This window comes from Vibrio pacinii DSM 19139, from assembly GCF_000711795.1.
Classification (GTDB): Bacteria; Pseudomonadota; Gammaproteobacteria; order Enterobacterales; family Vibrionaceae; genus Vibrio; species Vibrio pacinii.
In genome coordinates, this window is record NZ_JONH01000012.1 from 14,380 (window position 1) to 37,811 (window position 23,432).

The following is a 23,432-nucleotide window of genomic DNA, read 5'->3' on the forward strand; positions in this document are numbered from 1 at the left end:
CAGCCGAGTAGGAGACTTATGTCCGAGAATACCTCACCGCCATCTAATGTTAATGCGCCACAAATCAATTTGCTTTTATTTATTGTTCTCGGTGCCATCGGTGCACTAACGCCTCTGGCGATTGATATGTATTTGCCAGCGATGCCAACGATTGCTCGCGATCTTGGTGTGCAACAAGGCGCTGTTCAGATTACGTTGACCGCTTATACGGCCGGTTTTGCTATTGGGCAGCTTATTCATGGCCCACTTGCAGATAGCTACGGGCGACGCCCAGTATTGATTTTAGGTATACTGTTCTTTGCTTTAGCATCCGTTGTCAGTGCAACAACCGAGGGTATTGAAGCATTGATGTGGATTCGTACCGCGCAAGGCTTTGCAGGAGCAGCCGCGGCCGTTGTGATTCAAGCGGTCGTACGAGATATGTTTGATCGCGAAGACTTTGCACGAGCGATGTCATTTGTCACTTTAGTGGTCACGCTTGCTCCTTTGGTCGCGCCAATGATTGGTGGTTATGTTGCTATTTGGTTTGGTTGGCGAGCCATTTTTTGGATATTAGCCGGCTTCTCTTTGGTTGTGATTGCTTTGGTATTGTGGAAGATCCCAGAAACATTGAGCGCTGAGAATAAGCAACCGTTCAGATTGCGAAATACCTTAAGAAACTATTCACGTCTGTTCCAAAACCCTCAAGCGCTTGGTTTGATTTTCTCGGGGGCGTTTTCGTTTGCAGGTATGTTTGCCTTTCTAACGGCGGGCTCGTTTGTTTATATTGATATTTATGGCGTGCGTCCTGACCAGTTTGGTTACCTGTTTGGTATGAACATCATTGCGATGATCGTGATGACAAGTATTAATGGACGTTTGGTTAAAAAGGTTGGCTCACATACCATGTTGCGCTTTGGTTTAGCGGTGCAATTGTTGGCCGGATTCGGATTGTTCGCGACATGGTTATTTGATTGGGGACTGTGGGGGACCGTGATTTTTGTTGTGATGTTTATTGGCACACTATCAACCATAGGTAGCAACAGTATGGGGCTACTTTTGAGCGGATACCCAACCATGGCAGGCACAGCATCTTCACTGGCAGGCACATTGCGTTTTGGTACCGGTTCGATCATTGGTGCCGTTGTCGCATGGTTGCCAGGCGGTGTAACATGGCCAATGGTATTAGTTATGAGCGCGTGTTCGATTATTTCGGCCGCGTGTTATTGGATGTATGGAAGAAAGGCGTGATGTCGCAATATACCGTAGAAATACAAAAACTCGTGGATCAAGCACTAGAAGATATTGCTAAAGAGCATAAAGCGGGCAGGCTAAGCAATGGCTCGGTGGCTAACAATCTCTATCTGGTACGTTGGGTGACTAAAGCAATTAAATCGCAGCAGTTTCCGCGTATTGTTGTTGATGATCTTGTTCGTTGGCAAAAAATGGGTCGCTCAAAAGGCGATCAGGCCGGATTGATGACAACCTTCCAACGGATCTCGACTTATTATCAGCAGTTTTTCCCGCAAGGTGAACCAGAGCGTGTGATCAAAGATAAAGAGATCGATGCTTTTCTCGATATGATGGAAGCAAACGGTTGGGAAGTGTCGACGTCAGAGCCTTTGGTTGGCTGTGGCAAGGTGCAGATATTTATCGAAGGTTCTAATTCGTTGGCGCTTTGCTCGGATCAATGTGACGACTGCTTTGATGGTGAAGAACTGGTCAAACCGATGAATTGGTTTGTTCGTGGTCACCATGCTGATTTTATTGAAAAAGCATCAGCGGCAGGTTTTATGGTGCATAAAGTGACCGACTACAAATCAAATGTGAAATATCATGGTGAGTACCTGATTTTTCCTGCCAACCGCGGTAACCAGTTAGCTGAAATTCCCCTGAGCTTAACGGTCTAGCTGAAACGATAAAAGAGCTTCCATTACGGAAGCTCTTTTGCTTTACGCACAATGGCTTTAACCATACCTTTAAAAATAAACAGGTGCGCTGGCATCATCGCAAACCAATAAAGTAATCCTTTAAAGCCTTGTGGGTGCCACCACGCGGTGACATTCAACGTTCTTTTATCGCCAAGATCTTGAATAGTGAATTCGAGTCGGCCAAGCCCCGGCCCTTTCATGCCAAATAAGAGTGAGATAAATGCCTCGTCTTCACAACGAATAACTTTCCACGAATCAATAAAATCGCCCACTTTTAGTTCCGGGCCTGGCGGGGTGCGTCTGATAGGTTTACCGCCGCCAAAGAAAATATCGAGCCATTCACGTGTGCGCCAGAGGCTATTAGCAAAGAAGTAACCTTGTTCTCGGCTACCAATTGTTTTCACGATTTGCCATAGTTGTTTCGCCGTTAAGTCCGTGGTTATTTCAGCACCAGTTTGTTTTGGATAGTAGCCAAATCCGGGTTGCCAACGTGAAAATGCTGCAGGGTCGAACCCCCAGACATTGCTGCGAACAAAGGTTCCTTCGCGCTGAATACTGTTGTTGACCATCTGCTCGAATCGAATCAAAGGCTGTGGGTATTTAGCTTGAATATCTTCGCAATTAGCAATGAAGTCATGCTCTAGGCCTGACAACAAAGCAGCGCCGATACTGGAAGGTACCGAAGTCACAATCCCCAACCAACGTGATGCCATTTTAGGTGTCAGTAGTGATGTTGGCCAAATCGTGATCGGCTTATTGACCGCTTTAGCGATTACTTTAAATTGATCGCGGTAGCTAAGGGTGTCAGGACCGCCGATTTCGTATAGCTGATGAGTCGACGGCTGCTCTTGAGCGATTTCAAGAAGGTAGTGATTAAGATTTTCTAGGGCGATAGGATTGGCTCTAGAGTCGACCCATTTCGGTGTGATTAATATCGGCATGTTATAAACAAAATCGCGCATTATTTCGAATGCTGCCGAGCCAGGACCAATGATCACTCCAGCGCGAAGTTCTGTAATAGGGATATTGGCTTGGCGGATGATGTCACCGGTCATACGCCGAGCTTTCAAATGATAAGAATCGCCAGTTTGCGGTTGAATCGCACTAAGGTAGATCACGTGCTTAACCGAGCTTTGCAGCAACGCTTGTTTGAAGTTCTCTGCGAGTGAGATTTCGTAGTCGAGAAAATCATGTCCATGGGCCATGCCATGGACAAGGAAATAAACTAAATCAAAGTTTTGGATAAGCGTTTGAGTAGCTTGCTTGTCGGCTAGATCAAGATATTTCAGTTGCAGGTTCGGATGAGGAACAACCCGAGCGCGCAAATAGTCTATTTGACGTGCGGCAGCCGTGACATTGTAACCTTGGGCGCACAGTTGGGTAAGCAATTGCGAGCCGACATAACCAGAAGCTCCTAAAACCAGCACATTCTTCATCACGACCCTCTGTTATTTTATTGGTTTCATATCAGGAGTGATCATATAATAGTCGGCCGCTTTTTTCTCTTTTTTCATGCTGTTGCAATTTAAGGTACGGTCACTACGATGTTTTCACAAGTGTTACACCACACCCGTGGTGATTTTATTCGCCGTTTGATTGCGATCGCGATGCCAATAACGCTACAAAGCATTATGTTTTCGAGCCGTAGTTTGGTTGACGTTTTAATGCTCGGTCAGCTCGGCGAGGCTGAAATTGCCGCCGTTGGGGTAGCCGCTCGAGCCACGTTTGTGACGACCATTATGCTGGTCGGCGTCACCACAGGTGGTGCAATGCTGACGGCGCAGTATTGGGGAGCCGGCGATCGTCAAGGGGTTCGTGAAAGTACGGCGCTCACTTGGTTAGTTTGTACACTCTTTGCCGCGTTGACAGCGATTTTGTTTATTTTGTTCCCTACACAGATAATGGGGCTTGCGACCAACGATCCTGAAGTGAATCGCTTAGGCAGTGAGTACTTGGTGATTACTTCTGTGACAATGTTTGCAGTTGCGAGTGTTGCCAGTATGTCTGTTGGGCTACGAGCTATGCATCGGCCTGGTATTAGCACCTTCTTTAGTGGTATCGGGATTGTATCGAACATTTTCCTCAACTGGGTATTGATCTTCGGTCAGTTCGGTATACCTGCAATGGGAATCAAAGGTGCTGCGATGGCGACGGTATTGAGTGGCGCGATAGAAGTGACGACACTTTTTGGCTATCTGTACGCTAAAAAACATCTTCTCGCGTTTGGCCTTGATGATATTCGCTCGGTCATTGAGTTACCACGAGTGATTAAATTTCTTAAACTCTCGCTACCGACTACGTTTAATTTTCTTGCTTGGGCTGGAGGGTTGTTTGCCTACCATGCGATCATGGGGCAGTCGGGTGTACAAGGTTTAGCGGCACTGTCGGTAATGACTCCGGTTGAGTCGATTTCCTTGGCACTTTTGATTGGTATGTCTAATGCTGCTGCGGTGTTAGTGGGAAATCAGATTGGCGCCAAAAATTACGAAGCGGTGTACTACCAAGCGATTGGTGTGACGTTACTTAGCTTAATCGTCGGTATTGTGGTCGCAGTAATACTCTATTTTGTGCAGGGTAGCGTGTTGGATGCCTTTAGTGCCTTAACCCCTGAAACCAGAGCGCTGGCTGAAAAGTTTATGATTGTGTTGAGCTTGAGTATTATTCTGCGTTCCGTACCAATGATGACTATCGTTGGCATATTGCGTGCTGGCGGCGATGTGAAGTTCTGCCTCTATCAAGACTTGGTTGCGCAATGGCTGATCGGAATTCCATTAGCGGCGTTCGCCGCGATCGGGCTAGGTTGGGAGCCGCAGTGGATTTATCTGCTGTTTTTAACCGAAGAGCTTATCAAGTGGTTTGGTTCACTTTATCGCACCCGTACTCGCAAATGGATTCGAAATTTGATTGAAAATTAGACGTTAGGCGTGATTTTATATCACTTGAGTGCATATCCTGTGATCTAGAGTCCAAAATACTTTCTTGAGAGTGAGATTTAGTGTAGATTCACAGCCTAAATTTACGTTATTGAGAGTTTCAATGTTACAACTGACAGACCTATGTAAAGGCTATTTAGACGGGGGAGAATTCCACCCAGTTTTACAAGGTGCTGAGTTGTCTTTGAAGCAAGGTGAGCAAATCGCTTTGATGGGTGAAAGTGGGTCAGGTAAAAGTACCTTGCTTAACTTGATCGCAGGTCTTGATACGGTCGATTCTGGTGAAGTGCTGTTTCCGGACTTTTCGATGCATCAGGTCACCGAAAACAAACGTACAGCTTATCGAAGAAATAATATTGGTCTTATTTTTCAGCAGTTTAATTTACTTCCGACTTTGAATATCGCAGACAATATTCGTTTTTGTCGTCAGTTAAAAGGGCTACCTGAAGATCAAGGCTTAGGGCGTCAGATTCTCTCCTCACTCGATTTGATGCCGCTGCTGGGTCGTTATCCTGAAGAAGTCTCAGGTGGGCAGCAACAACGAGCGGCGATTGCACGCGCACTGTATATGGAACCCAAACTGCTATTAGCGGATGAGCCTACTGGCAGTCTCGATGAACGTAATGCCGAAGCAGTGATGCGCTTGTTGACATCACTAACCAAACAGCTTAATTGCACACTGTTACTGGTTACTCACAGCCAACGTGTGGCAGAGCACATGGAAGGAAAAGTGAGGCTGCAAGGAGGGCAATTGCATGTTATGGCCCGTACTTAAGGCGTTACTGGGTCACTATCGACGTTATCCGTTGCAAATATTGCTGGTGTGGCTGGGTTTGACACTTGGCGGCTCATTGCTTGTTGGTGTTACTTTAATTAACGACCATGCTCGTGCCAGTTATGAGCATGGTGAAAAACTGTTTGATAACCCTCTTCCTTACCGAATTCGTTCTAAGCACTCTCCTAACAAAATACCTCAAGGTTTTTACGTTCAACTACGTCGCGATGGTTTCCAGCAATGCGTGCCGTTTGATAATGTTCGGGTTAAAACCGTCGATGGGACCGATATTACTCTAATGGGTATTGACCCTGCGGCCATGATGCATTTCAAGCAAGAGGCTCAACTCAGTCAATTTAAGTCTTTGGTTTTGATGCGCCCTCCTTATCCCATTATGGTCAGTAGCGAGTTAGCTGCGCATATGGGTTGGAAGGCAAATGACGCCATCCAATTGCAAGACGGTCGCATGATAGGCCCTATTGTCATTGATTCGGAAGGCGTGATCTCTGGAACCCGCATCGTGGCGGATATTGCACTACTACGCATGATAGAGCGCAGTGCTGGTATCTCTTTTATTGCTTGTAGTGAAATGCCACAAGAGAAGTTGGCAAGGCTTAGAGCTATGTTGCCAAACGGGATAGAGATCAGCCATAGTTCGCGTATGGAGCTTGAGTCTCTTACCCAAGCTTTTCATATCAACCTCAGTGCGATGGGGATGCTGGCATTTCTGGTCGGACTGTTTATTTTTTATCAAGCAATATCACTCTCTTTGACTCAACGTCAGCGTTTGGTCGGCTTACTTAGACAAATGGGCGTTTCAGGCTGGCAGCTTGCTCAGGCGCTGTTTTTAGAGCTGATTGTGTTGGTCGTTGTCAGTTGGATGTGCAGTAATTTGTTTGGTATGTTGCTCGCCAAGCAATTGATTCCTTCTGTATCGGCAAGCTTGGCCGATCTCTATGATGCCAATGTCGGTTTGTCAGTGGCTTGGAGTTGGCACGCAAGTTTGTATAGTCTAGCGATGTCGGCATTGGGCGCTGTAACCGCTTGTGCATGGCCATTGGTTCGTCTGCTGCGTTCACCGCCTTCACGGTTAACCACAAGGCTGTCGCTGACTCGCTTTACTGGTAAAGAGTTTACCTTCCAAGCATTACTCGCATGTGTTTTTTGTGTCTCAGCGGTGGCTATCTATCAGGCGCCAAGAAGCCAGGAGTTGGGCTTTGTAATCATCGTGCTGATGCTGCTGAGTGTGGCACTGTTTACGCCCTACATTATCTGGCGGGTATTTGAAGGTTTTTCTTACTCGCTTCGTTGGGTTAAAGCACGTTGGTTTTTTGGTGATGCGGCTGCGAGCATGAGTTATCGCGGGGTTGCGACGATGGCTTTTATGTTGGCGATGGCAGCCAATATTGGTATCGAAACCATGGTCGGGAGCTTTCGAGATACAACCGACAAATGGCTGAGTCAGCGTTTAGCTGCCGACTTGTATATCTATCCAAATAGTCAATCAGCGACAAGAATAAGTGCTTGGTTAACCGAGCAACCTGAAGTTAATTCGGTTTGGTGGCGCTGGGAGAAAGAAATATCAACCGATAAAGGTTTGTTGCAAGCGGTGAGCACTGGACCATCAGAAGGCGAACTTGACTCGTTAACGGTTAAGCTTGGAATTCCTAATTATTGGTATTATCTTCATCAAGCCAAAGCCGTGATGATCAGTGAATCGATGGCGCTTAAAATGGACATACGTCCCGGTGATATCATTAACCTCAATGGTGAGTTGGGTGATGGCTGGTTGGTGAGCGGAGTTTATTACGATTATGGTAACCGCTATAACCAAATACTGCTTTCTCATCGGAATTGGCTTTATGCTTTTGGTGGCACTGGCAGTATTGCCTTAGGTGTTGTGCTTGACCCTAAAGCAGAGACAAAAGCATTGCAGCACCGCCTCGAAAACCTGTTCAGAATCGACTCTCAACGCATTTTTGACACTGGCTACATTCATGATCAAGCAATGCGTGTATTTGATAGAACCTTCTCTATCGCAGATTCTTTGGGCAACATTACTTTGGTGATTGCGGTGTTTGGTATTTTCTTTGCGACAGTGGCCGGGGAAATCTCGCGTCAACGGCATATTTCGTTATTGCGCTGTTTGGGAATGTCTGGACGAGAGCTGATCGTGATGGGCAGTTTGCAGTTGTTTGTCTTTGGCGCAATCTCAATACTGATTGCGATGCCTCTCGGGCTGGCTTTGGCGAGCCTTGTGGTCGACATTATCATCAAGCATTCATTTGGTTGGACCATTGAGCTGCAATTTATTCCTCAAGAGTACTTTTATTCGGTCACACTAGCGATGGGCTCTTTGATGCTGGCAGGTGCAATCCCCGTTTTAAGAATGGTTCGAAACACACCCATGAAGTCTCTGCGAGACTCGTTGTAAATGGAGGTTGTGGTGAAGAGGCGTTTAGTATCCACCTTGGTTGTGATAACCATCATCGTCTTAATCGCTGCCGCTTTTCAATCGCGCTTTTTTGATCTCTTTGCACAAAGTCACGACACTGCTGTCAATGAAGACATCTACCTACCTAATGGCAATGTATTCGAGCCGGTTTTACCTGATAATCCTGTCGTTCTACCGCGTGATTTCGCTTTTCATTATGAATATCAACATAGCTGGTGGCACTTTTTTGCTAACGTGTTTGATAAACAAGGTAATCAATACTCAGTGCAATGGAGTTATTTCCGGATTGCCAATCATGATACTAACCTTAAGGGGTGGTTAAATTCACAGCTCTATATTGCTAACGTTGTGATATCAAACCAACAACAGGTATGGCGTGAGCAGAGAATTGCCCGAGGTGGTATTGGACAAGCGGGAATGTCACAGAAACCTTTCAAGATATGGATTGATAATTGGTATTGGCGCTCACTTGGTTTAAATCCATTCCCTGGCATGCTGAGCATTGAGACCGACCAGTTAAAATTAAGTTTGCATACCTCAACATCGGGTCCTTTGGTTGTACCTGGAGAGCGTGGCTATGTACAGAAACACGATTTGCTGCCCGTGGCGTCGCACGCGATAACCGCGCCCTTTTTGTCAGTACGTGGTGAACTGCAACTGAATGACGGCCAACCTTTTCAAGTGGAAGGCAAAGCATGGATGAGCAAAGAGTGGGGAAGTGGTCTGCTTGGTCAAGGGCAACAAGGATGGGATTGGTTTGTTATCAATTTAGACAATCAAACCACATTATCTGTCAGTCGGTACAGACAAGATAAGCAGATACCCTATCTGTTTGGGACTCTTGCCAGCAACGACGGTAAAGTGATTGAACTTAATAATGAACAATTGACTATCGTACCTCTTAACACAACGGTTATCGCTAACGAAAAATCGATTCCCACTCAGTGGCAAATTGCTGTACCTGAGTATGGAATTAATGTCGAGGCGACGACACTGAATGACGAGCTTTGGCTACCTTTTGCCCTTCCTTATTGGCAAGGCCCCATCGAAACGCAAGGCAGTCACCAAGCGCAAGGCTTTATGCAGCTAGTTGGTTACTAGTACAACGTTGTAGAGCAGTATTTAAACGAGCCACAGGTCAGGAAATGACAAGTGGTTTTTGACTTGCCTAGGGAAAATGGTCAATATTGCCTATAATTACTGAAAGAAAATAAGTGGTTTAAAGTTGTTTGTATCGGTTTTTCCGAAGTTACAACTCTAAACAAGCGATTATTATCAAGGTGGCTTACTCTATACACTCAGAGTTATTCTTTGCTACTCGCTTATGTAAATAATTAATATAAGGGCAATATCATGACTGATGCTATTCGCGATTTTTTCAAAATGGAGTCTGCCGGAGGCATACTTCTTGTGATAGCTGCGGCTATCGCAATGACTATCGCAAATACTGATCTCAACGATGCATACCAAGGTTTTCTGCACACTTACTTACTGGGTATGTCAGTTTCTCATTGGATTAATGACGGCTTAATGGCTGTGTTTTTCTTACTTATTGGCTTGGAAGTAAAACGAGAGCTGCTCGAAGGGGCGTTAAAATCTAAGGAAACCGCAATCTTTCCAGCCATTGCCGCAGTCGGCGGTATGTTGGCTCCGGCCCTCGTATATGTTCTGTTTAACTATAACGATCCACAAGCCATTCAAGGTTGGGCAATTCCAGCAGCTACTGACATCGCGTTCGCACTTGGTATCATGGCATTACTAGGTAATCGTGTTCCTGTTAGTTTAAAAGTATTTTTACTCGCGCTTGCGATCATTGATGATTTAGGTGTGGTCGTCATTATCGCCTTTTTCTACACAGGTGATCTTTCTACCACAGCGCTTGCGGTAGGCTTCGCGATGACGGCGGCGTTAGTTTTACTCAATAACAAAAAAGTCACTAAGTTAACTCCGTATATGATTGTCGGTGCGATTCTCTGGTTCGCGGTTCTCAAATCTGGTGTGCACGCGACCTTAGCGGGTGTTGTGATTGGTTTTTCTATTCCATTGCAAGGCAAGGAAGGGGAGCACTCGCCGCTTAAACATATGGAACATGCGCTGCACCCTTACGTCGCTTTCGGTATTTTACCTTTGTTCGCTTTTGCTAATGCTGGTATTTCTCTTGAGGGCATTTCGATTGATAGTTTAGGTGCTGCGCTGCCTATCGGTATTGCGCTTGGCCTGTTGATTGGTAAACCATTAGGTATTTATACCTTCAGTTGGGCGGCAGTGAAGCTGGGTATCGCTAAGTTACCTGAAGGGATTAACTTCAAGCATATTTTTGCGGTATCTGTGCTGTGTGGTATTGGCTTTACGATGTCAATCTTCATCTCTTCACTGGCCTTTGGCCAAGCGAACGCTGAGTTTGATACCTATGCTCGACTTGGTATTTTGATGGGATCGACGACGGCTGCCGTGCTTGGTTATTGCTTGTTACGATTGTCACTACCAAAGAAAGCCGTTAATGTCGCTCAGTAGGTAGTTCCGAGCAACAATCATCGTGCTAATTCCTAGACGAAACAAGCGCTCCAACTGGAGCGCTTGTTTATTTTCAAATGAACATTATGATTTATTTTTCGATTACAGTGAAAATTGTCCACTCTTCTATCACCTCTTCTTTCAGTCCAACCACTTTTGCTGTAACTCTTCGATTTAGAGCGTGAGAGGTTTCATCGTCACCCTGAGCTTCGAGCCTATTTTCGCCATAACCAACAATGGTCACCCGTTTGGGAGCAACATCATAAGAGAGCAGTTGATCTTCGACCGCATGTGCGCGTTTCTTCGATAGCTCAAGGTTGTAATCTGGGTCACCTACTTGACTGGCATAACCTTGAATTTGGATTGAAGCGGATTTATACCTTTCAAGAAACTCTGCCATGGTTTGGATCTGGTTGGCGAAGATAGGATTAATCTCATAAGAATCATTAGCAAAAAGAATTCTTAGTTCACGTTCCTCTTGCGCATTGACCGCAGCACCACAACCATCGTTATCAACTTGCGCACCCATTGGTGTTCCAGGACAGATATCGCGCGCATTAACAACGCCATCTTTATCATCGTCTGTAAGATCAGAAATCTGGTCAGCGATGGGTGTTTCTATATAACGGTACTCATCTTTCGCGTTCACCATAACGAACGGTATGCTTGCGATAAGTGCACAAGGAATCAGTTGTTTGATTTTCATGTTAATACTCCACTGGCTCTGCCCATTCTTTTGGTGTGTCGACCAATAATGCATCAAGCAGCCCGCCGCTCGCGTTCATCACACGATACTTTGCATATTGCTCAGCGTAATGCGCATCAAGGTAGTCTTTTCTCGCTTCAAAAAGTTCGTTTTCGGTATTAAGTAGATCCAGTAGGGTACGTTGGCCGATACCATACTGTTTCTTATAGGCAATAACGGTTTCTGATGCCGAATCGACGTGGTCAGCAAGGAAGTTCTTTTGTTGTAGGGTTAAGTCTAATGCGCTCCATGACAGTCTTAGGCTCTCTTCAACTTGTCGATAAGCGTCGTCTCTGAGATCTTTCGCTTTATTAAGTTGGTAGGCTGATCTTTCAGATAAGTCACTGTCAGTACCACCGTTGTACAAGTTGTAGCGCATTCGAAGCATGGCTAAGGTTTCTTCACTTTGTCCTCGATCACCGCCTGCATCATCGCGCCATGTCTGGCTGGCTTCAATTGAGAATGTTGGAAAATAGTTGCCTTTTGATTGCTTATATTGGAAGCGGGCTGCATCCACATCAACCATAGAGATACGAATAACAGGGTGTTTATCGAAGGCTTCGACTAATGCGTCCGATAATGACAGCGGCAGTTTAGACTCATCGGCACGAGGATAAATAAGGCCAAGTGGGGCTTGTCCCACCAAACGTTTAAACTGGGTGTGAGTGTCGATGAGGTTATTCTGCGCGGCCAGAAGATTACCGTGCGCTTTGGCAATACGGGCTTCAACTTGGGTTACGTCAGCTGTTGAGCCAATCCCCGAAGTCGCTCGTCTCTTGATGTCGCGATAGATATCTTTATGCACAGCGAGGTTACTCTCTGAAAGCGCCAGTACTTCAGTCGCCTTTACTGCGTTAAGATAGATTTGAGTAATTTGCAGCGCAAGATCGGACGCATTCGATAAAAGTTGATAGCGAATTGACTCGGCGTCTGCGGCGGTTCTATCCATATCATTTAAGGTGGCGTTACCATCCCACAATAATTGGGTAAGGCTGATAGTTGCTTCTTTTCGAGTTAAGTCTGTGTCGTTGCGCCCAGTCGAGGAAGCAGGATCAATGCCTTCATAGCCAATACCGGCGTCTAAGTCTAGGCTTGGAAGATAAGCACCGCTGGAGGCATCGGCTTGTTTGACCGCACTCTTAAACTCGTTATAAACACTTTTAATTTCGGGGTTGGTTGCTAGGGCAATAGCGACGGCTTGTTCGAGTGTTTGCGCGTACGATGGCGCATGAGTCGCCATAATGACACTGCATGCTACAAGTGACTTTTTCCAGTTCAAGGTGGCCTCCTTACTATAGTGCCAAGACTTAGTCCGCTTTAATGAGGGCAGAGAAATCCCCAAAGCCAGCTAGGTAAAAGAAGCTGGCTAGGTAAAAAGATCTTAGTTGACTTGGGGATGTTTTGTGAGCTTGTTGTCAATAAAATGTTCTAAAAGTTTTAAACCCGCGACACATTTCGTTAGGACTTTCTTGTTATTAACTAGATTGTCATTAGTAACGGGTCTAGTTTTTAGCATGTAGAGGTATGCGAATTTTTCATTCTCATAGGGTAGAAGGAACTATTTAGCATAGACGCAGCAGGGGAACTGGGTTATGAATGCGAAAAGTCTAGCGACATTAATGCTCGCTAATACCAGCGTGGTTATTGATGTAAACGGGGAAATCCGCGCGCTACTTCCGGGTGAGGTGCCAGCGCCGGGAGAAGTAGTCGTAACGGTGGGACAAGATACGACAGCAGAAGTTGGAAGCACGATTGATGCTCAGCTATTTGGTAATAACGTTGATGGGATTGGTTTAGATCTCGATAACGAAATTGCGTCAATAATTGAGCAAATTGAACAAGGGGTCGATCCAACTCAGAATGATGAATTTGCCACTGCCGCCGGAGGACAAAATGGGTCGAGTCCTACCAATACGGGTGCGATTGAGCGAACAGGGGCAGAAACCTTAGCGCAAACTCAGTTTGACACCGCGGGGCTTGAGTCACAGGGGCTGTCAGAGACACAAAGTTTGGCCGTATTGGATCTCGTCACGGCGCAATTGATCTCTGAAGTAGAAGCTCCGCAATTTGATTTAGACAGTTACAGCTTTTCCTATGATGAAAACTCACTAGCGGGTGCTGTTGTTGGCACTGTTTCCGCAACCGACCTTGAAGGGGATAGTGTTACTTACTCACTCGTTTTTGAAGACGGTAATCCCCTTGCTGATTTCTTTACCATCGACCCTGTTTCGGGAGAAATTTCTCTAACATCAGCAGGCGCTGCCGCTTACACCAATGATTTTGAAGATCAAGGCGCTATCAATACGCACCAGCTAGTGGTGCAAGCAAGCGATGGCAATAACATTTCTCAAGTGCTTGTCACTCTCAATGAACAAGATGTCAATGAGCCGCCGACGTTCCAGCCTCCAGAAGATGAAGAGCAAGGCTATGTGTTTAGCTATCCGGAAAATAGCCCAGCCTATGATGAGAACGATGTCGAGGGCACTCGAATCGCGTCTGTGTCAGCAAGCGATCCTGAAGGAGTGACAATTAGTTATCGATTAGATTTTGCTGAAGGTGATCCACTCGCGGATTACTTCATGATTGATGACAACGGCAATATTTTCCTCACCGAGGCGGGCGCGGAGGCGTTCACCAATGATTATGAAGATCTCAATGTATTAAATGAGCATGGGTTAACCGTGGTCGCCAGTGATGGGGTCAACGACACCTCGATCAACGTGGCGTTAAGAGAAACCGATGTCAATGAGCCGCCGACGTTCCAGCCTCCTGAAGATGAAGAGCAAGGCTATGTGTTTAGCTATCCGGAAAATAGCCCAGCCTATGATGAGAACGATGTCGAGGGCACTCGAATCGCGTCTGTGTCAGCAAGCGATCCTGAAGGAGTGACAATTAGTTATCGATTAGATTTTGCTGAAGGTGATCCACTCGCGGATTACTTCATGATTGATGACAACGGCAATATTTTTCTCACTGAGGCGGGCGCCGAAGCGTTCACCAATGACTATGAAGATCTCAATGTATTGAATGAGCATGGGTTAACCGTGGTCGCCAGTGACGGGGTCAACGACACCTTGATCAACGTTACGCTCAAAGAAGAAAACGTAAACGAATTGCCAGTGTCGGAAGATTTCAATATTGATGCGGGTAATGCGGTATTTGTACCGATTGTGTTTGATTCAGATGATCCAGCCCTTGACCACATTTCAGATGAGGATGATGATTTTAATAAGGTTGATTTGAATGTCATGATCACCTCTTTACCTACATACGGCACTTTGCTCTACACCGATGATTTCGGCGAAAGCCGTGTGATCACCACTGAAGACTTGCATGTAGTAGGACAAGAGATTGATGCGGCTAAACTATTTAACCCGGATAACTTCACCTACGTACCCGGAGAAGGAGAACCGTTCGAAATTGGTTACAGTGGCGATCCTGAAACCATCATTGGTAGTCTTGATGATGATGGATTTTATAACTGGGGGGCTTACGTTAGCGATACCGAGCGCCTGATAACACTCGATAATGGCAACACCATCGGCGTAGCATTACTCGACAATAACGATAAGGAGCTAGTTCAATATCTCGGTGGTACACCACACACCGGATTCGGTATTGGTGATGAAGACGGCCAAGGCCTGAATATGCAAGAAACACTGGTGTTAAATTTGTCAGATAATCCTCTAGGCGTTGTTACCTTCGGACTAGATGGCCTAGGAGGCTCATTTACTACTAACAGTGCAGTATATGTTGCGGTCACTTATACCTTGGCCGACGGTTCTACTCATATAGAACACTACCAAAAAGATGAAGGTGATGTAGGTAACAGTGAAACGTTGTACGAATTTAGCTATTCATCACCAGACAATCCAGTTGTCGAAATGGAAATGACATCGACAGGTGGCAACTGGGTATTAAGCTATCTTCAAGGCACTCAGGAGATAACTGAAAATGACAGCTTCGATTATGTTGCCGTAGATTCAGACTTAGCAGTGAGTAACGAATCTTCAGTCTTCATTGATGTCTCTGATTCGCCTGAATACAGTGTTGTTAGTGCTGATGATACAGGTGAGGTTAACGCTGAACTTGGTAATCAAGTCATGTTAGGTGATGAGCAAGATAATGTATTTGTTTGGTTAGATGACATTATCGATAACGGTAGTGATGTGGTCGATAACTTTATCCTCGGAGAAGACTTACTCGACTTACGCGGGATTTTAGAAGAGGCGGAGAGTGTTGATCTTGAAGATCTGGTTGGCAAGATTGATAGCGAAATCGTTGATGGCGATATCGTGTTAACGGTTATCGACAATGAGGTGGAACAAAGCATTGTACTTGACGGTGCTGCAAGTGATCCAAGTTTCGCTGTCTTCATTGATAACGGCACACTTAACGAGATGGAGATGTTAACGCAAATTCTAAAGACTGATACTGTGTAATCTCGACGGCAAAGTGTAACAAAAGCTGGCCTCAATTAGGCCAGTTTTGTTTTGATAGTTAGATAAAAATTTTGCTTCTTGACTACAAATTATTATTGCCAGTGCGTCGCATTTTATGATAATTTTCGCCGCAATCTCGGAGATGAGTCGAAAAGATATTCTGGGGGATACGCGTGATGACATTCGGGCTGAGTGAGCATCACGTAGGGTAGGTATCGACAAGTCCTTTTGTCGATAGACGGGATACTAATGTCGCTTAGCGGCATGTGAATGGGAAACCCAACATTGAATTCACATAAAAAACAACCATTAATCAGCTTCGTTCTTCCTCAATGCCCTGTTCTACAAGACAGTTGCATTACTGAACCTTGATTTAATTACCAGTATATAGTCCATCTTTGATGGAGCGATTTGTCGTACACGCTACTTTATTTTAGTGCGTGACTCTTTGCTTTGCCCTCATTCTAGAATCGGTTTCTGAATAGGGAAATAAAACTATTTCAAGGGATTACATCATGAGCACCGCCTTTGAAGTCGATAATTCATTTATCGCAACACCTTTTTCTACTCAGGTTCCCGTTCTGGAAGGTATTTACGATCTTACTCCAGACCAGGTTCTTCTTGACCAAGAGCAGCATGAATCTGCCGTTCGTTCATACCCTCGTCGACTCCCTATTGCTATTAAACAGGCATACGGGGCGCTCGTGGAAGATACGCGTGGTCAATTATTTCTCGATTGTTTGGCTGGAGCTGGCACGTTGGCAATGGGTTATAACCACCCAGAGATCAACCAAGCGCTTAAAGACCAACTTGACAGCGGTTTACCATATCAAACATTGGACATCGCCACTGAAGCGAAAACCAAGTTCATTAAGGCCGTTAAAGACTTTTTGCCTGAGCAATTGGGTAATCACTGTGTGATTCAGTTTTGTGGCCCATCAGGCGCAGATGCGGTTGAAGCAGCGATTAAACTGGCTAAGCAGACGACTGGGCGTAATACCATGTTTGCTTTTCGTGGTGCCTACCATGGTATGACCAATGGTACCATGGGAATGATGGGGAATTTAGGTACAAAAGCACGTCGTACAGGTTTGATGTCTGACGTCCACTTTATGCCATTCCCATATAACTTGCGTTGCCCGTTTGGTTTAGGCGGAGATGAAGGCGCTAAAGCGAGCATTCGTTATATCGAACGTCTTCTTCACGATGATGAAGCAGGAATAATGAAGCCTGCCGCTATCGTGGTAGAGCCCGTTCAAGGCGAAGGCGGCGTTATCCCTGCTCCAGCGTTCTGGCTGCGAGAGTTGCGCCGCATTTGTGATGAGCATGGCATCCTACTTATCTTTGACGAAATTCAGTGTGGCGTTGGCAAAACAGGTTACAACTTCGCTTTCGAAGAAGCAGGTATCGTACCCGATGTGCTCTGCTTATCGAAAGCGATCGGCGGTGGTATGCCGATGTCGCTATTGGTGATTAAAAAAGATCATGATACGTGGAAGCCTGGTGAGCATACGGGTACGTTCCGTGGCAACCAACTTGCGATGGTTTCAGGCGCCAAGGCTCTTGAAATTATTCAGCGTGATAACCTTGTTGAGCATGCCAATATTGCTGGTCAATATTTACGTCATGGTCTTGAAGCGATCCAAAAACGTGTTGACTGTATTGCTGAGGTCCGAGGCAAAGGGTTGATGCTGGGTGTTGAAATCCGTAAGCCGGGCAATGAACTGAACAAGTTTGGAGAGCCTGCATCGGATGGTGAGCTTACCCTAAGAATTCAACGTGCGGCGCTAGAGCGTGGATTGATGATCGAAAAGGGTGGTCGTGACGGCTCGGTGATTCGTTTCCTTGCGCCTTTGATTATCTCTTTTGAGCAGATCGACTTTGCACTGCGTGTGATTGAAGAGGCTATGTTAGTCTCAGGCGCCAATAAAGTCGATGCTGAGCAGGCCAATCAAAGTTGGAAGCAGCACTTTATCCATACCGGAGAGATGGGAAGTCACGAGTTTGCTAAGGTGATGAACCACACCACGGCGACAATGAAGTCGGTATTTGAACAAGTAGACGCGCCATACTCTGGTCTTGATCCTAAGCTTTTGCAAAGTGCGATCAACGCCGTTGACCTCGATAACAAGAATGCTTCGCTTATCGATGTGATTGGCGAAACAGCAGATCTTGTGGCGAAGAATGCTATCTTTACCCAACATCCCAACTGTATTGCGCATTTGCATACTCCGCCGTTAATGCCAGCCGTGGCAGCGGAAGCAATGATTGCGGCGTTAAACCAATCGATGGACTCTTGGGATCAGGCGTCATCAGCGACCTATGTCGAGCAGAAAGTCACCGACTGGCTATGTGAAAAGTACGACCTTGGCGAGCAGTCAGACGGTATTTTTACCAGTGGCGGCACGCAAAGTAACCAAATGGGACTCATGCTCGCACGCGACTGGATTGCCGATAAGTTATCGGGACATTCGATCCAAAAGCTTGGTCTTCCTGACTATGCAGACAAACTGCGTATTGTGTGTTCAAAGAAATCTCACTTTACGGTACAAAAATCCGCCTCTTGGATGGGATTAGGTGAAAAAGCGATTTTAGCAGTAGATGCCAACGTAGACGGTACGATGGATGTCACTCAGCTTGACGCAGCCATTGAACAGGCAAAAGCTGAAGGTTTGATTCCTTTTGCTATCGTGGGTACCGCTGGTACAACCGATCACGGAGCGATTGACGATCTTGATTTTATCGCTGATATGGCTGACAAGCATCAGATGTGGATGCATGTTGACGGCGCGTACGGTGGTGCATTAATTCTAAGTAGCCACAAGAATCGTCTTAAAGGCGTTGAGCGCGCAGCGTCGGTAAGCGTTGATTTCCACAAGCTGTTTTACCAAACAATTAGCTGCGGTGCTTTACTGGTCAACGACAAAGCTAACTTCAAGTTTCTTCTGCACCATGCAGATTACTTGAACCGTGAACATGATGAGCTGCCAAACTTGGTCGACAAGTCTATCGCGACAACTAAGCGCTTTGATGCATTGAAAGTGTTTATGACAATGCAGAATGTTGGCCCAGACACTTTAGGTGAAATGTACGATCATCTCTTGGCCCAAACTCAGCAAGTGGCATATTTAGTGCGCAGTAATGACAGTTTGGAGTTATTGGCAGAACCTGCTTTGTCGACAGTTTTGTTCCGCGCAGTGCATGGGAATACCGACCTAGATGAACTCAATAAAACTCTAAGACTAGAAGCGCTAACACGTGGTGTAGCGGTACTTGGAGAAACTGTTGTGGATGGCAAATCGGCCCTTAAATTCACAATACTAAACCCTTGCTTGAAGATCTCGGACTTCGAATCTTTGCTAAATAAAATTAATACTCTAGCGGTTGAGCTAGCGAAATAAAGGTAACGAAAACTATGGCAATTCTACAAATTGGTGCAGGCGGCGTTGGCTGGGTAGTTGCACATAAAGCAGCGCAAAACAACGACGTTCTGGGTGATATCACCATTGCATCACGTACCGTGGGCAAATGTGAAAAAATCATTGAATCTATTCAGAATAAAAACAACCTGAAAGATCCATCGAAGAAATTAGAAGCTCGTGCAGTCAATGCCGATGACGTTGACTCTCTCGTTGCTCTTATTAAAGAAGTTCAGCCTGATCTTGTGATCAACGCAGGTCCTCCATGGGTCAACATGTCAATCATGGAAGCGTGTTACCAAGCTAAGGTATCTTACCTAGATACTTCGGTTGCAGTCGACTTGTGCAGCGAAGGCCAACAAGTACCACAAGCGTACGACTGGCAATGGGGCTACCGCGAGAAGTTTGAACAAGCAGGCATCACAGGTATTCTAGGTGCCGGTTTCGATCCGGGCGTGGTATCCGTATTTGCCGCTTATGCTGTAAAACATCTGTTTGATGAAATCGATACTATTGACGTCATGGACGTTAACGCTGGCGACCACGGCAAGAAGTTCGCGACTAACTTTGACCCAGAAACCAACATGTTAGAGATCCAAGGCGACTCTTTCTACTGGGAAAATGGCGAGTGGAAACAAGTGCCTTGTCATTCTCGTATGCTTGAGTTTGATTTCCCGAACTGTGGTTCGCACAAAGTTTACTCAATGGCACACGACGAAGTGCGTTCAATGCAAGAGTTTATTCCGGCAAAACGTATCGAGTTCTGGATGGGTTTTGGTGACCGTTACCTAAACTATTTCAATGTAATGCGTGATATCGGCCTGCTAAGCCCTGATCCGCTCACACTCCACGACGGTACCGTGGTTCAGCCGTTACACGTTCTTAAAGCACTGCTTCCAGACCCAACGTCTCTTGCGCCGGGTTATACAGGCTTAACGTGTATTGGTACTTGGGTTCAAGGTAAGAAAGACGGCAAGGAGCGCAGCGTATTTATCTACAACAACGCTGACCATGAAGTGGCATATGAAGACGTTGAGCACCAAGCGATCTCTTACACCACTGGTGTTCCTGCGATCACGGCGGCACTACAATTTTTCCGCGGCAAGTGGGCAGACAAAGGCGTGTTCAACATGGAACAGCTAGACCCAGATCCGTTCTTAGAAACGATGCCTGCTATCGGCCTAGATTGGCATGTACAAGAACTAGATCCGAGCCAGCCTGTGATCCACAAGTTGAAATAAGAACGTCACTGCTCTTATTTGAAATCTAAATGTAAGCCGATGCACCTGCGTCGGCTTTGTTCGATTTTATATTTATAGTGCCTTCGTTTACGCGAGGGAGCTTAAGGTATTTAAATGCAACACAACGAACTTAAAACTCCGTACTTCATGATTAATGAAGATAAGTTGATAGAGAACCTAGAGAAAGCCAAACAACTCAAAGAGATCTCTGGCGTAAAGCTTGTTCTGGCGCTGAAATGCTTCTCAACTTGGGGAGTATTTGACATCATCAAGCCATATTTAGATGGCACCACGAGTTCGGGCCCGTTTGAAGTTAAGCTTGGCCATGAAACCTTTGGTGGTGAAACACACGCTTATAGTGTCGGTTACAGTGAAGATGACGTGCGTGAAGTGGCAGACATTTGCGATAAAATGATCTTTAACTCACAGTCTCAACTCGCAGCGCACCGTCACATTGTGGAAGGTAAAGCATCGATTGGCCTTCGTTTGAACCCTGGCGTGAGCTATGCGGGGCAAGATTTAGCCAATCCCGCACGTCAGTTCTCTCGCCTTGGGGTTCAGGCTGATCACATCAAGCCAGAAATTTTCGATGATATCGATGGCGTGATGTTTCACATGAACTGTGAGAACAAAGATGTCGATGCGTTTATTGGCTTGCTCGATTCCATCTCACAGCAGTTTGGTGAGTATTTAGACAAACTTGATTGGGTCAGCATGGGCGGCGGTGTCTTCTTTACTTGGCCTGGATATGATATCAGCAAGCTTGGTTTAGCGCTGAAAGCGTTCGCTGAAAAGCATGGCGTGCAAATGTATCTAGAGCCGGGTGAAGCTATTATTACTAAAACCACTGATCTGGTCGTGACTGTGGTTGATGTGGTTGAAAATGTGAAGAAAACGGCAATTGTTGACTCAGCCACTGAAGCACATCGTTTAGATACTCTGATTTACAATGAGCCGGCTTCGATTCTAGAAGCGTCTGATAATGGTGAACACGAGTACGTTATCGGCTCATGTTCATGTTTGGCGGGTGACCAGTTCTGTGTGGCGAACTTTGATCAGCCATTAGAAATCGGTCAACGTCTGCACATTCTTGATAGCGCTGGTTACACCATGGTGAAACTAAACTGGTTTAACGGTCTGCGCATGCCGTCGGTTTACTGTGAACGTTCAAGCGGTGAGATTCAAAAACTTAACGAGTTTGACTATGCTGATTTTAAGCGTTCGTTATCGCAGTGGTCTGTGACATAACGGGATAAAATGACAAGAGAGCGTTCATTTCGCTCTCTTTGTTGTTGCAGTATTCGCCAAGTCGCGGTTTTAGCTTTCAACAATCACTCGGGTATCTTCGCTAAGAGACTCTAATTCGTTAGCGACATCGTTGATGTCAACTTGTTGGGGAATACGAATGGCTAAGCTGGCAGTAAATAGACTCGAGCTGACGCCACCGCCACCTGCGATAAAGACTCGTTGACAGTCCATATCGAGAATACTGATGCCTTGGTCATCAAGGACGTGAGTAATTTCATTAACGATACCAGCCCTGTCGTTAGAATCGACTCTAACTTGATAGATGGTATCGGCATTGTGACTTGTGGTATCTGAATCGGTAAATTGAACCATCAACTCTGGATGTGAACTAAACGCCTCTTTCACGATATCCATATTGCTTGTCGGCAAATCAACTTTGATCACCGCGGCAACTTGGTCTTCAATAAAGTTAACTTTACTGATAAGCCATTTACCACCATTTTCGTGAGTAATGGTCGCCAATTGTTTAATGGTTGTCGGGGTTGCTCGGCCGACAAAGTTTACGATAAATGTACTGTTCATAGTGGGGCCTCCTAGCGCTGAAGTAGATATTGCAAACCAATCTTTTCAGCGTCGAAAAACGGATTGGTGCCTAACCTCAGTGTAGAAGAGCTCAAAGGCTAAGGTTTGATGTAAATCAACTTTTAAACCTAATGCCTTGTCAGTCTTACCAATATTATACCGCGAGCACAAAAAAGGCGCATCAAGCGCCTTTATTTCACCAAAATCTGTTGTTACGGCGATCAGAAGGTGACCTTCATTTCTACACCATAGAAAATATCGTCGTAGCTCGCACCCGCATCAAGGGCAAATTTGGCTGCATCTTGATTGCCAAACCAAGGATTGCTGCTGTACTGAAATTCTGCACTGCCGCCCCAAGCACCACTGACCCAACCGTGAATATGCCCGACAGGGTTCAAGAAGAAGAGTGTGATATCGCCCATGGTTTCCGAGCCCATGACTTCACCACCAGTGTTGACAATGTTTTGCTCGGCTTCGAACATCATTTCACCGACGATCGCACCAAAGAATGGTGTGATAAAGAGATCTTGCCATGAAGGGATCTCAGCAAAGGCTTCTACACCATATTCCCAGAAGAAAGTAGACATGGTGGCAGAGTAGAGGAAGGATTCAAACTCGTTAAACCCGGCATGGCGCGCTGCCGTGTAATACACGCCACCAAAATAGGGGTGCATAACGTAGTTGAGAAAGTGTTCATCGCGATCCCAAACTGGGCCTGCGGTGACGTTGTCTTTCCATTTTGAGCCTAAACCACTTAAGTTACGGTCTTCTTCATCCCATTTAGTGATAGATTCTGGCAGAAGTGTCATCAATCCGACGGTTGCGACGCTCAAACCTAAAATGGTGTAGGTTTGACCTTTTAAATAATCCCAATCCTTCTCCTCAGACATGGTTAAATATTTTGGTAAGCCTGGTGCTTCTAATTTAAACGTGCTCTCAGTTAGACTTAGAGAATAAGGATCGCTGATCTGATACTGATAGGAGTTGTGAAATATGCTGTCAGGTTGCGCTTGATCTACTTGATACGAAAGCTCAATATGTTGATTCGACTGATAAACATTGGCATTGGCGTAAGTGCAAGCTGACAACATTAAAGCGGAAATGCTTTTTTGGAACACGAAAGACTCCATCGTTATTATTTTTTGATGATCAGGTTCACAATTATCCA

Annotated in this window: 16 protein-coding genes; 11 read left to right on the forward strand and 5 right to left on the reverse strand. The window is 45.7% G+C overall.

Annotated elements, in window-relative coordinates; translation table 11 throughout:
* Positions 1 to 18: 18 nt before the first annotated feature.
* On the forward strand, positions 19 to 1,230 hold the full coding sequence (locus BS19_RS08300) for a Bcr/CflA family multidrug efflux MFS transporter (RefSeq protein ID WP_038174590.1): 1,212 nt from the start codon (positions 19 to 21) through the stop codon (positions 1,228 to 1,230).
* Positions 1,230 to 1,889: a DUF2913 family protein gene (locus tag BS19_RS08305; protein WP_038174591.1), complete on the forward strand. Its 660-nt coding sequence runs from the start codon at positions 1,230 to 1,232 to the stop codon at positions 1,887 to 1,889. Before BS19_RS08300 ends, BS19_RS08305 begins: the two co-directional genes overlap by 1 nt.
* Positions 1,890 to 1,912: 23 nt before the next feature.
* On the opposite strand, the gene BS19_RS08310 is transcribed toward BS19_RS08305, so the two are convergent.
* Complete coding sequence (locus BS19_RS08310) at positions 1,913 to 3,346, reverse strand: DUF2867 domain-containing protein (protein ID WP_038174592.1); 1,434 nt, start codon at positions 3,344 to 3,346, stop codon at positions 1,913 to 1,915.
* 108 nt (positions 3,347 to 3,454) lie between these two features.
* Here BS19_RS08310 and BS19_RS08315 point away from each other — a divergent pair, with 108 nt between their 5' ends.
* The 5 genes from BS19_RS08315 (at position 3,455) to nhaA (ending at position 10,587) form a co-directional block, all read left to right on the forward strand.
* The gene (locus BS19_RS08315) at positions 3,455 to 4,825 is read left to right on the forward strand and encodes an MATE family efflux transporter (RefSeq protein WP_038174593.1); all 1,371 of its coding nucleotides are present in this window, start codon (positions 3,455 to 3,457) and stop codon (positions 4,823 to 4,825) included.
* A 121-nt stretch (positions 4,826 to 4,946) separates the two neighbouring features.
* A complete protein-coding gene (locus tag BS19_RS08320) occupies positions 4,947 to 5,618 on the forward strand; it encodes an ABC transporter ATP-binding protein (RefSeq protein ID WP_038174594.1) in 672 nt (223 codons plus the stop codon).
* Positions 5,599 to 8,052, forward strand: a complete 2,454-nt coding sequence (locus tag BS19_RS08325) for an FtsX-like permease family protein (RefSeq protein WP_038174595.1) — start codon at positions 5,599 to 5,601, stop codon at positions 8,050 to 8,052. The genes BS19_RS08320 and BS19_RS08325 overlap by 20 nt, the downstream gene beginning before the upstream one ends.
* Complete coding sequence (locus BS19_RS08330; protein ID WP_038174596.1) at positions 8,053 to 9,174, forward strand: lipocalin-like domain-containing protein; 1,122 nt, start codon at positions 8,053 to 8,055, stop codon at positions 9,172 to 9,174.
* Between the two features lie 252 nt (positions 9,175 to 9,426).
* Entirely contained in the window at positions 9,427 to 10,587 is a 1,161-nt protein-coding gene (nhaA, locus tag BS19_RS08335) for a Na+/H+ antiporter NhaA (RefSeq protein ID WP_038174598.1), read from the forward strand.
* A 91-nt stretch (positions 10,588 to 10,678) separates the two neighbouring features.
* Here nhaA and BS19_RS08340 read toward each other — a convergent pair whose 3' ends face one another.
* Positions 10,679 to 11,293 carry an OmpA family protein gene (locus BS19_RS08340; RefSeq protein ID WP_038174599.1) on the reverse strand — a complete coding sequence of 205 codons (615 nt, stop codon included), beginning with the start codon at positions 11,291 to 11,293 and terminating at the stop codon, positions 10,679 to 10,681.
* Between the two features lies 1 nt (position 11,294).
* Complete coding sequence (locus BS19_RS08345) at positions 11,295 to 12,611, reverse strand: TolC family outer membrane protein (protein ID WP_038174600.1); 1,317 nt, start codon at positions 12,609 to 12,611, stop codon at positions 11,295 to 11,297.
* A gap of 313 nt (positions 12,612 to 12,924) precedes the next feature.
* Between BS19_RS08345 and BS19_RS08350 the strand changes: the two genes are divergently transcribed.
* From BS19_RS08350 to nspC, 4 genes are all read left to right on the forward strand, one after another.
* Positions 12,925 to 15,774, forward strand: coding sequence for a cadherin repeat domain-containing protein (locus tag BS19_RS08350; protein ID WP_038174601.1), 2,850 nt, complete (start codon positions 12,925 to 12,927; stop codon positions 15,772 to 15,774).
* 515 nt (positions 15,775 to 16,289) lie between these two features.
* Positions 16,290 to 19,175 (forward strand): pyridoxal phosphate-dependent class III aminotransferase, encoded by a 2,886-nt coding sequence (locus tag BS19_RS08355; RefSeq protein WP_038174602.1) that lies wholly within the window; start codon positions 16,290 to 16,292, stop codon positions 19,173 to 19,175.
* A 14-nt stretch (positions 19,176 to 19,189) separates the two neighbouring features.
* Positions 19,190 to 20,434 carry a carboxynorspermidine synthase gene (locus BS19_RS08360; protein ID WP_038174604.1) on the forward strand — a complete coding sequence of 415 codons (1,245 nt, stop codon included), beginning with the start codon at positions 19,190 to 19,192 and terminating at the stop codon, positions 20,432 to 20,434.
* A 114-nt stretch (positions 20,435 to 20,548) separates the two neighbouring features.
* Positions 20,549 to 21,682, forward strand: a complete 1,134-nt coding sequence (nspC, locus tag BS19_RS08365; RefSeq protein ID WP_038174607.1) for a carboxynorspermidine decarboxylase — start codon at positions 20,549 to 20,551, stop codon at positions 21,680 to 21,682.
* Between the two features lie 69 nt (positions 21,683 to 21,751).
* On the opposite strand, the gene BS19_RS08370 is transcribed toward nspC, so the two are convergent.
* Both BS19_RS08370 and BS19_RS08375 read right to left on the reverse strand, forming a co-directional pair.
* Positions 21,752 to 22,264: a glycine cleavage system transcriptional repressor gene (locus BS19_RS08370; protein WP_038174608.1), complete on the reverse strand. Its 513-nt coding sequence runs from the start codon at positions 22,262 to 22,264 to the stop codon at positions 21,752 to 21,754.
* Positions 22,265 to 22,485: 221 nt separating this feature from the next.
* Positions 22,486 to 23,394 (reverse strand): DUF3943 domain-containing protein, encoded by a 909-nt coding sequence (locus BS19_RS08375; protein WP_391090291.1) that lies wholly within the window; start codon positions 23,392 to 23,394, stop codon positions 22,486 to 22,488.
* Positions 23,395 to 23,432: the final 38 nt, after the last annotated feature.

Coding starts and splice junctions, on each gene's coding strand:
- BS19_RS08300 (WP_038174590.1), top strand. CDS start 19: ATGTCCGAGAATACCTCACCGCCATCTAATGTTAATGCGCCACAAATC.
- BS19_RS08305 (WP_038174591.1), top strand. CDS start 1,230: ATGTCGCAATATACCGTAGAAATACAAAAACTCGTGGATCAAGCACTA.
- BS19_RS08310 (WP_038174592.1), bottom strand. CDS start 3,346: ATGAAGAATGTGCTGGTTTTAGGAGCTTCTGGTTATGTCGGCTCGCAA.
- BS19_RS08315 (WP_038174593.1), top strand. CDS start 3,455: ATGTTTTCACAAGTGTTACACCACACCCGTGGTGATTTTATTCGCCGT.
- BS19_RS08320 (WP_038174594.1), top strand. CDS start 4,947: ATGTTACAACTGACAGACCTATGTAAAGGCTATTTAGACGGGGGAGAA.
- BS19_RS08325 (WP_038174595.1), top strand. CDS start 5,599: ATGTTATGGCCCGTACTTAAGGCGTTACTGGGTCACTATCGACGTTAT.
- BS19_RS08330 (WP_038174596.1), top strand. CDS start 8,053: ATGGAGGTTGTGGTGAAGAGGCGTTTAGTATCCACCTTGGTTGTGATA.
- nhaA (WP_038174598.1), top strand. CDS start 9,427: ATGACTGATGCTATTCGCGATTTTTTCAAAATGGAGTCTGCCGGAGGC.
- BS19_RS08340 (WP_038174599.1), bottom strand. CDS start 11,293: ATGAAAATCAAACAACTGATTCCTTGTGCACTTATCGCAAGCATACCG.
- BS19_RS08350 (WP_038174601.1), top strand. CDS start 12,925: ATGAATGCGAAAAGTCTAGCGACATTAATGCTCGCTAATACCAGCGTG.
- BS19_RS08355 (WP_038174602.1), top strand. CDS start 16,290: ATGAGCACCGCCTTTGAAGTCGATAATTCATTTATCGCAACACCTTTT.
- BS19_RS08360 (WP_038174604.1), top strand. CDS start 19,190: ATGGCAATTCTACAAATTGGTGCAGGCGGCGTTGGCTGGGTAGTTGCA.
- nspC (WP_038174607.1), top strand. CDS start 20,549: ATGCAACACAACGAACTTAAAACTCCGTACTTCATGATTAATGAAGAT.
- BS19_RS08370 (WP_038174608.1), bottom strand. CDS start 22,264: ATGAACAGTACATTTATCGTAAACTTTGTCGGCCGAGCAACCCCGACA.
- BS19_RS08375 (WP_391090291.1), bottom strand. CDS start 23,394: ATGGAGTCTTTCGTGTTCCAAAAAAGCATTTCCGCTTTAATGTTGTCA.